This window comes from Streptomyces sp. NPDC058231 (genome assembly GCF_042882275.1).
Taxonomy (GTDB): domain Bacteria; phylum Actinomycetota; class Actinomycetes; order Streptomycetales; family Streptomycetaceae; genus Streptomyces.
The window spans coordinates 21630-30139 of the sequence record NZ_JBHVWN010000043.1 but is presented as its reverse complement, the minus strand read 5'-3'; the positions used below and the strand labels follow the sequence as shown (position 1 = coordinate 30139).

At 71.4% G+C, this 8510-nt stretch carries 9 protein-coding genes; 4 read left to right on the top strand and 5 right to left on the bottom strand.

Going from position 1 to position 8510, the window contains the following annotated elements; genetic code table 11:
- Nucleotides 1-291 precede the first annotated feature (291 nt).
- Nucleotides 292-561, top strand: a complete 270-nt coding sequence (locus ACFVXE_RS25455) for a hypothetical protein (RefSeq protein WP_389674410.1) — start codon at nucleotides 292-294, stop codon at nucleotides 559-561.
- A gap of 219 nt (nucleotides 562-780) precedes the next feature.
- On the opposite strand, the gene ACFVXE_RS25450 is transcribed toward ACFVXE_RS25455, so the two are convergent.
- Entirely contained in the window at nucleotides 781-1515 is a 735-nt protein-coding gene (locus ACFVXE_RS25450) for a ferritin-like fold-containing protein (protein WP_389674408.1), read from the bottom strand.
- A 475-nt stretch (nucleotides 1516-1990) separates the two neighbouring features.
- On the opposite strand from ACFVXE_RS25450, the gene ACFVXE_RS25445 reads away from it, so the two are divergent.
- The gene (locus tag ACFVXE_RS25445) at nucleotides 1991-3844 is read left to right on the top strand and encodes a DEAD/DEAH box helicase (RefSeq protein WP_389674453.1); all 1854 of its coding nucleotides are present in this window, start codon (nucleotides 1991-1993) and stop codon (nucleotides 3842-3844) included.
- A gap of 111 nt (nucleotides 3845-3955) precedes the next feature.
- Nucleotides 3956-4792 carry an alpha/beta fold hydrolase gene (locus ACFVXE_RS25440; protein ID WP_389674406.1) on the top strand — a complete coding sequence of 279 codons (837 nt, stop codon included), beginning with the start codon at nucleotides 3956-3958 and terminating at the stop codon, nucleotides 4790-4792.
- 1 nt (nucleotide 4793) lies between these two features.
- On the opposite strand, the gene ACFVXE_RS25435 is transcribed toward ACFVXE_RS25440, so the two are convergent.
- Complete coding sequence (locus ACFVXE_RS25435; protein WP_389674404.1) at nucleotides 4794-5681, bottom strand: NYN domain-containing protein; 888 nt, start codon at nucleotides 5679-5681, stop codon at nucleotides 4794-4796.
- A gap of 210 nt (nucleotides 5682-5891) precedes the next feature.
- Here ACFVXE_RS25435 and ACFVXE_RS25430 point away from each other — a divergent pair, with 210 nt between their 5' ends.
- On the top strand, nucleotides 5892-6044 hold the full coding sequence (locus ACFVXE_RS25430) for a hypothetical protein (protein ID WP_389674402.1): 153 nt from the start codon (nucleotides 5892-5894) through the stop codon (nucleotides 6042-6044).
- Nucleotides 6045-6121: 77 nt separating this feature from the next.
- Here the strand turns inward: ACFVXE_RS25430 and ACFVXE_RS25425 are convergent, their stop codons facing one another.
- From ACFVXE_RS25425 to ACFVXE_RS25415, 3 genes are all read right to left on the bottom strand, one after another.
- Complete coding sequence (locus ACFVXE_RS25425; RefSeq protein ID WP_389674400.1) at nucleotides 6122-6727, bottom strand: MarC family protein; 606 nt, start codon at nucleotides 6725-6727, stop codon at nucleotides 6122-6124.
- 109 nt (nucleotides 6728-6836) lie between these two features.
- Nucleotides 6837-7703, bottom strand: a complete 867-nt coding sequence (locus ACFVXE_RS25420; protein ID WP_389674399.1) for a PHP domain-containing protein — start codon at nucleotides 7701-7703, stop codon at nucleotides 6837-6839.
- A gap of 112 nt (nucleotides 7704-7815) precedes the next feature.
- Entirely contained in the window at nucleotides 7816-8460 is a 645-nt protein-coding gene (locus tag ACFVXE_RS25415; protein ID WP_389674397.1) for a DUF6758 family protein, read from the bottom strand.
- Nucleotides 8461-8510 lie beyond the last annotated feature (50 nt).

Here is an 8510-nt window from a genome sequence, read left to right as displayed (position 1 = left end):
CTGTGGCGCGGGGCGCGCGCCCCGCGGGGGGGGGGGGGTGGGGGGGGGGGGCGGGCCGGCACCCTGCCTGGTTCCGCGGCCGGGGGGGGACCCCCCCGCGGCCCCGCTTCTTCGTCTTCCGCCGCTGCTCACCGCCGCTTTCCCCTGTGCGACAGATGTGCGAAAACCGCCGGAGGAGGGTTGCGTTCCGCACCTCCCGGGTAGTACCGCCTACAACCGATTTGCCCCCTCCCTCATGGCCGGCACCGCACCATGGGGAGTACCCCTCTGCAACCCGCGAGGTGATCGTCTGTGATCTGGGAATCCCTCGGCTCCGTCGTGCTCGGACTCGCCCTCTCCTGGGCGGCGCTCCGTTCGCTGCCAAGCCGGCTCCCGTCCCGCCGCACCGTCTTTGCCACCGGCGTGCTGGGGGCCCTGTTCGGCGCGTATCTGATGCACTCGGTGCTCGGCCCCGGGTATGTCCTGGTCACCCTGATCGGCGCGGCGCTTATCGGCGCGGTGACGCTTTCCCTGCTGATCCGCCCGCGCAGCCGCCGGCTGAGCCGATCAGCGGCGGCCTGAGGAGCCCTCGGCCCTCTCAGGCCACCGGTACCGGAATCCTTACCGGGCGCGCGCACGTACCGTGGCGCGCCCGGGGAGCCGGCTGGTGCTGTGACCGGAAAGGTTTGCCGGGAACAAGGCGGAGCATCGCCCGCGTACTGGATGTACTCGGGTGATGCGACAACGCGGCGAGGTGCCGTGCCGGGCGGCGCGAGCCGGTGAACCTTTCCGGTCACAGCACTAGGCGGCGAGCCCGAGTGTCGCCATCCGCTTGGTGTGCGCCTCGGTGATCCGCGAGAACATCCGGCCGACCTCGGCCAGGTCGAACCCGTCGGCCACCCCGCCCACCAGCATCGTCGAGAGCGCGTCGCGGTCGGCGACCACCCGCTGGGCCTGCGAGAGCGCCTCGCCCATCAGCCGACGGGCCCACAGGGCGAGCCTGCCGCCGACGCGCGGATCGGCCTCGATCGCGGCGCGCACCTTCTCCACGGCGAAGTTGCCGTGCCCCGTGTCGTCGAGCACGGCGAGGACCAGGGAGCGGGTGTCGGAGTCGAGACGGGCGGCCACCTCGCGGTAGAAGTCGCTGGCGATCGAGTCGCCCACGTACGCCTTGACCAGGCCTTCCAGCCAGTCCGACGGCGCGGTCTGGCGGTGGAAGTCGTCGAGAGCCTTGGCGAACGGCTCCATCGCGCCGGTCGGCTCGGTGTCGATCGCGGTCAGCCGGTCCGTCAATCGCTCGAAGTGATGGAATTCGGCGGACGCCATCTTTGCCAGCTCCGCCTTGTCGGCCAGCGTCGGCGCGAGTTTGGCGTCCTCGGCGAGCCGCTCGAAGGCCGCGAGCTCCCCGTACGCGAGCGCTCCCAGCAGATCCACGACCGCGGCGCGGTACTGCGGCTCCGTGGATGCGGTGGCCCAGTCCTGGGCGGCGATTCCGGTGGGTGCGGGGGCTTCAGTGGCGTTGTCAGGCGTCTCCATGAAGCGCAGAATAGCCCGCCCGAGTCGGGACGGAAGGGCCTGGTCAGCCAGAGACATCACACCGTTCCGATGAATTCGCCCAACACACATGCGCGAATCCGGGGTACAGTGGTATTGCGCTTACTGAGCACTTTGCATGTGCCGGTGGCGCGAATTTGAATGAGGATGCCCGGTCGGTGGCCCGATCGGCTCCGACCCGAAAGCCCTCCACGCGGGTCGTACGCAACGTACGACCGCAGATGAGGGGCCCCCTCAGCGGCACGAGCGCTCGAGCGACGGCAGTGGTCCCGCGCCACCCGGCCCATCCACGGCCGGATGACCAACCCCGGCACGGTACGACCCCCAGCGTTCGCCTCGGGCCGCGTCTCACAGAAGAGGCAGCACCCTGACTACGTTCCGAGACCTCGGGATCCTTCCCGAGACGGCCGAGGCCCTTGAGGCCGTCGGCATCGTGTCCCCGTTCCCCATCCAGGAGATGACGCTCCCCGTCGCGCTCTCCGGCTCCGACGTGATCGGACAGGCCAAGACCGGCACCGGCAAGACGCTCGGCTTCGGTCTTCCGCTGCTGGAGCGCGTCACCGTCCCCGCGGACGTCGAGGCGGGCCGGGCAGCGCCCGAGAAGCTGACCGACGCGCCGCAGGCACTGGTCGTCGTCCCCACGCGTGAGCTCTGCCAGCAGGTCACCAACGACCTGCTGACCGCCGGCAAGGTGCGTAACGTCCGCGTTCTCGCGATCTACGGCGGCCGTGCGTACGAACCGCAGGTCGAGGCCCTGAAGAAGGGCGTCGATGTGATCGTCGGCACCCCGGGCCGGCTGCTCGACCTGGCCGGCCAGCGCAAGCTCGACCTGTCGCACGTGCGCGCCCTCGTCCTCGACGAGGCCGACGAGATGCTCGACCTGGGCTTCCTGCCCGACGTCGAGAAGATCATGACGATGCTTCCGCCGACCCGCCAGACGATGCTGTTCTCGGCGACCATGCCGGGTGCGGTCATCGGCCTCGCGCGGCGCTACATGTCGCAGCCGACGCACATCCGAGCCACCTCGCCCGACGGCGAGGGCGCGACCGTCGCCAACACCTCGCAGCACGTCTTCCGCGCCCACTCGATGGACAAGCCGGAGATGGTCTCGCGCATCCTGCAGGCCAACGGCCGCGGGCTCGCGATGATCTTCTGCCGTACGAAGCGGACCGCCGCGGACATCGCCGAGCAGCTGGAGAAGCGCGGTTTCGCTTCCGGCGCGGTCCACGGCGACCTCGGCCAGGGCGCCCGTGAGCAGGCGCTGCGCGCGTTCCGCAACGGCAAGGTCGATGTGCTCGTCTGCACCGACGTCGCGGCCCGCGGTATCGATGTCGAGGGCGTCACGCACGTCATCAACTACCAGTCGCCGGAGGACGAGAAGACGTATCTCCACCGCATCGGCCGGACCGGCCGGGCCGGCGCCAAGGGCATCGCGATCACGCTGGTCGACTGGGACGACATCCCGCGCTGGCAGCTGATCAACAAGGCGCTGGACCTGAAGTTCCACGATCCGGTCGAGACGTACTCCACGTCGCCGCACCTCTTCGAGGAGCTCGACATCCCGGCCGGCACCAAGGGTGTCCTGCCGCGCGCCGAGCGGACCCGTGCGGGCCTGCGGGCCGAGGAGATCGAGGACCTGGGCGAGACCGGTGGCCGCGGCCGCAAGGCAGCGGCGTCGGCAGCCCCCGCGGTACGCGAGGAGCGGGCACCGCGCACGCCGCGCCAGCGCCGTCGCACCCGGGGCGGATCCGAGACCGGGGAAGGCGCCACCGTGGTGGTGCCCGCACCGGCCGCGGAGGCTGTCCAGGCCGCACCCGCGCCGGCCGTCGACGACGCACTGGCCGAACCGCGCACCCCGCGGCGCCGGCGCCGTACCCGTGTCTCGGCCCCGGAGGCGGTGGCCGAGACCGCGACCGCCGTGGCCGTGGTGCCGGCTCCGGCCGTCGTCGTGGAGGCCGAGCCGGTGGCCGAGGCCAAGCCGCGCCGCCGTCGGGCCCGGGTCGTCGCCAAGCCGGCGGACGAGGTCGACTTCCAGATCGCGCCCATCGCCGAGCCGGTGACCGAGACGAAGGCGGTGACGAAGCCGCGGCGTCGCGCCCGGATCGTCGCGAAGCCGGCCGCGGACGAGGTCGACTTCCAGATCGCGCCGATCGCCGAGCCGGTGACGGAGAGCAGGCCGCGCCGTCGGACGCGGACCGCGGCGAAGCCGAAGACCGAGACCGGGACGGTGGCCGAGGCCCCCGCCGCGGACGGCGAGACGAAGCCGCGCCGGCGCCGGGCGCCGCGTGCGTCGGCCAAGTCCGAGGGCTGACCGCACACCTCTGCATTTCACCGGACGGGCCTGGGGGCGACCTCAGGCCCGTCCGGCGTTCGGTGGCCCCTTCTCCGGCGGCTCCGGCGTCCGAGGACATAGCCTCGTGTCATGAGCCGGCCGCCCACCTTCACCCCGCCCCCCTGCACCCGCGCGCGCATGCTGCCCACCGACCGCGGGGAGTTCGCCGTGCTGGACGCCTCGCCGCCCGCCGAACCGCGTGGCACCGCCCTTCTGCTGCCCGGATACATGGGCAGCAAGGAGGACTTCATCGCGCTTCTCGAACCGCTCTGCGCCGTCGGCTACCGCATCGTCGCCGCCGATGGGCGCGGGCAGTACGAGACCGACGGGACGGACCGTCAGGAGTCTTACGCCCAGGGCGAGTTGGCGCGCGACGTGCTGGCGCAGGCCGCCGCGCTCGGCGGCTCCGTACACCTTCTGGGGCACTCGCTCGGCGGGCAGATCGCGCGCGCCGCCGTACTGCTCGACACCTCGCCGTTCCGCTCGCTGACGCTGATGTCGTCCGGGCCCGCCCAGGTCGTCGAGGCCCAGCGGCTCAAGGTGAAGATGCTCGGCGACGCGCTCGCGACCCTGACCATGGCCGAGGTGTGGGAGGCGATGCGCGCCCTCGACCCGCCGGACGACCTCGCGGCCGACGGCGAGGGGCTGCGCCGCCGCTGGCTGCGGCACAGGCCCGCCCAGCTGATCGCCACCGGCCGGCAACTGGTGACCGAGCCGGACCGGGTGGCCGAACTCGCCGCCGTACCGCTGCCCGTCCATGTGCTCTCCGGGGAGCGCGACGACACCTGGCCGGTGCCGCTGCTCGACACCATGGCGCAGCGTCTGGGTGCCCGCCGGACCAGGATCGCCGGCGCCGAGCACTCCCCCAACACCGACCGCCCGGAGCAGACCGCTGCCGCGCTCGCCTCCTTCTGGGACGGCGTGTAGCTCAGTACTGGGCCTGCAGGTGCTGCCAGAATCCGTCGCGCAGCGCGCGCCGCAGATGCGCGTGGCCGCGCAGGGAGTGCTGGAGCAGCCGCTCGGCCTCAACGAGCAGGTCCTGGTCGACGGAGCCCGGCAGGTAGGGGTGGCCGGGCAGCAGATCGGCCAGGGCCTCGCGGCCACGGGCGGCGAGCCAGGCCGCGGCGATCTGCGCGCCGACGAAGCGGACGTCCTCGCGGGAGGGGGCCGGGGTGTCGTCCTCGTACGTGGTGACGGGGCGTCTGGTGACGTACGGGCGGCAGAAGTCGAGATCGAAGGTGCGCTGGCTGTCGACCTCCCAGAGCAGCGGCTCGGCCTGGTTGCGCCCCTCGCCGGCCTCGATGCCCCACAGATGGACCCGGGCCCCGTACCCCTGCGCCGCCTCCACCGCCGACACCAGGTCCTCGTCACCGCCGACGAGCGCCGCGTCGCTGATGGCGCGGTGCCGGGCGAGGGATTCGAGGTCGGTGCGGATGAGTGAGTCGACGCCCTTCTGCTGGTTGTTGGCGTTGAGGTTGCCGAGCCTGACCTTGACGTCGGGGAGTTCGGCGATGGCCTGCTGTTCGACCGTGTGGATCCGGCGTCTGGCTCCGTCGTACCAGTACACACGCAGGAGTCTGCTGTCCGCGAAGATGGTGCGGGCCTTGTCGATGAAGGCCTCGATCAGCCCTTCCGCGTCGAGGTCGAACGAGCGGCGGTCCTCGGTGCCCGTGACGAGCAGCCCCGCCGCGGCGTACACATAGCCGGCGTCCACGAAGATCGCGTGGGTCGAGGGGGTCTTCGACACCTCGGCGAGCATGCGCTGGAGCAGCTCGTTGGTGCGGTCCAGGCGTTCGCCGATCTCTGCCTCGTTCATGCGGACCTCATCGTCCGCGCACGGCCGGTTACCCACTGGTACTTAGACATCCAAAAAATTTCCTTAGCGTAGGGAATGTTTGCTGGCGACAAGCCGTTGTACCCCTTGTGGAGCGCGAGACGCAGACGTCTGACGCTCCACATCCTTGCGGACGGATCACCCGTCCTCCCAGTAGTTCTCCAGCAGGAGGATCAGACGAAGGGAAGCCGTATGCGCTTCGAAATCATGCGACTCGACGATGTCGACGGTACCGCCGTGGACAGCACCGTCGTGGACGCCGCCTCCGTCAACCGGATCGTGCAGCAGGCCGCCTCGATGGGCCAGCGCATCTACATCCGCCCGGCCGAGACCTCGGCTTCGTAACGCCTCACCGACGCACAAAGACGAAGCGCCCCCGTACGGACCGTCCGTACGGGGGCGCTGTGGCGTCCGGGGCGCCGTCAGGAGTTCTGGACGACCTGCGTGACGCCGTTGATGATCTGCTGGACGGCGATGGCGGAGAGCATCATCCCGGCGAGCCGCGTCACGAGCACCACGCCACCGTCCTTGATCACCCTGATGATCAGCAGCGAGTAACGCATGGTCAGCCAGAGCACGACGTGCATGACGACGATCGCCGACCAGACCGAGAGCTGGCTGCCGAAGCCGTGGGCGTGCTGCACCGCCAGGATCACCGAGACTATCGCGCCGGGTCCGGCGAGCAGCGGCATGCCGAGCGGCACGAGCGCGACGTTGACGTCCTTCGTCTGCGTCGGCTCGTCGGTCTTCCCGGTCAGCAGGTCGAGCGCGATCAGCAGCAGGAGCAGCCCGCCCGCGATCATCAGCGCGGGTACGGAGACGTGCAGGTAGTCGAGGATCTGCTGGCCGAGCACGCCGAACACGGCGATCACGCCGAAGGCGACGGCAACCGCCTGGAGCGCCATCCTGCGCTGGATCTTGGCGGGCCGGCCGGCGGTGAGGGCGAGGAAGATCGGGGTGATCCCGGGCGGATCCATAATCACAAAAAGTGTGAGAAAAAGGGATCCGAAGACAGCGACGTCGAACACAGTGAGGCCTTGCGAGGAGAGAGCGGGTCGAAAAAGGACGTGCGCGGCCGGCGGCCGTCAACGGCCGGGCATGCGGGAGGGCGAGGCGCGCGGGAGGCTCGGAAGCCGCTTACGCGGGGCGGGGTCCGCCGGCGCCCGGCACCGGGAAGGCTCCCGTGGCGCGCCGGGTGATCTCGCCGTAGATCTCCGGGTCGGTGGTGTACTCGCCGAGCCGCACGGTCTTCCGGCTGCCGTGGTAGTCGCTGGAGCCGGTGGTCAACAGCCCCAGCTCCTTGGCGAGTCCGCGCAGCCGGGCCCTGGTCGGCTCGTCGTGGTCCATGTGGTCGACCTCGATGCCGTCGAGGCCCGCTGCGGCGAGTTCCGCCATGGCGGACTCCGGTACCACTTCGCCGCGCTTGACGGCGAGCGGGTGGGCGAAGACGGTGACGCCACCGGCAGCCTTGACCAGCCGGATCGCGTCGAAGGGGTCGAGTTCGTGCTTCCGCGCGTAGGCGCGGCCGCCGTCGGCGAGCCACTCGGGAGTGAAGGCGTCGGAGACGGTCTCGACGACTCCGAGCTCGACGAGCGCGGTGGCGATGTGCGGCCTGCCGACGGAACCGTCCCCGGCGATCCGGGCCACCTGCTCCCACTCGACGGGCACGCCGAGCGCCTGGAGCTTGCGGACCATGGTCTGCGCGCGCGGCACCCGGTCGTCGCGGACCAGTTCGCGTTCGCGTGCCAGCTCGGGCTCGTCGGGGTCGAAGAGGTAGGCCAGCATGTGCAGCCCGACGCCGTCGATCCGACAGGAGAGCTCCGCGCCGGTGACGAGGGTGAGGCCCTCGGGGAGCGCGGCGATCGCCGCGGCGTGCCCGCGAACGGTGTCGTGGTCGGTGAGAGCGACGACATCGAGGCCCGCGGCGGCGGCGTTGCGCACCAGCTCCGCGGGGGTGTCCGTGCCGTCCGACGCGGTGGAGTGGGTGTGCAGATCGATGCGCACGACGCGTACTCCAGTGCTCGGGGCCGGACAGGGGATCGCCCAAGGATAACCGGCATTCGAACAGCGCCGGGCCGCATCGGACGGTGCGGCCGGGCGCGTGGACCCGCGGAGGTCAGGGCCGGTCGAGCAGCTTCGGAGTGAGCGCCCCGCACGGCACCAGCTCGCCTTCGGCCCCGGACTCGCGCAGGTCGGTCAGCACCAGCTCGTCGTGGAGCAGCAGCCCGGACTGCTCGGGCCAGACGATCGCCCAGAGCCAGAGTCCGCGCGCCTCACCGGCGTAGACGGCCCGGTCGTCGGGGGCGCCCTTGACGTGCCAGAGCGGGGTGGGCCGGCCGGCGGCGAGCACCTTGGCGTCCGGAGGCCCGTCGACCTGGAGGTACGGACCCGGGTCGGGGCCCTCGATCCCGGCATAGCGCGCGCCGAGGCCGACGCCCAGCTCCTCGGCGACCAGCAGCAGCTCACCCATGCCGCCGACCGGACCTGGCCCGGAGCAGGCCACGACGGTGGCGCGGCCGCCACTGCGGTCGTCGCCGGCGTAGGAGACTCCGGTGAACAGCCAGCCGACCGGGAGGGGCCAGGGCATCCACACCGGCACCTGTGCCCGCTTGACCACCACCCCGAGGGCCTCGACGCTCGGCGGAACCACCGGCTGCAGCGGCTGCACGGCACCATGCAGGGCGCACTGCCAGGAGTCGGCGAAAAGACCGGGCGCCCTGACCCGGCCTCCGCACTTCGGGCAACTGGGTTCGCCCCTCATAGCATCCAACGGTCCTCCCCGGCCGTCGTCGCGTCAAGGACGATCACCCG

Excerpts from the sequence above, each read along its gene's own strand:
- ACFVXE_RS25450 (WP_389674408.1), bottom strand. The coding sequence starts at position 1,515 with ATGGAGACGCCTGACAACGCCACTGAAGCCCCCGCACCCACCGGAATC.
- ACFVXE_RS25435 (WP_389674404.1), bottom strand. The coding sequence starts at position 5,681 with ATGAACGAGGCAGAGATCGGCGAACGCCTGGACCGCACCAACGAGCTG.
- ACFVXE_RS25445 (WP_389674453.1), top strand. The coding sequence starts at position 1,991 with ATGACGCTCCCCGTCGCGCTCTCCGGCTCCGACGTGATCGGACAGGCC.
- ACFVXE_RS25440 (WP_389674406.1), top strand. The coding sequence starts at position 3,956 with ATGAGCCGGCCGCCCACCTTCACCCCGCCCCCCTGCACCCGCGCGCGC.
- ACFVXE_RS25430 (WP_389674402.1), top strand. The coding sequence starts at position 5,892 with ATGCGCTTCGAAATCATGCGACTCGACGATGTCGACGGTACCGCCGTG.
- ACFVXE_RS25415 (WP_389674397.1), bottom strand. The coding sequence starts at position 8,460 with ATGAGGGGCGAACCCAGTTGCCCGAAGTGCGGAGGCCGGGTCAGGGCG.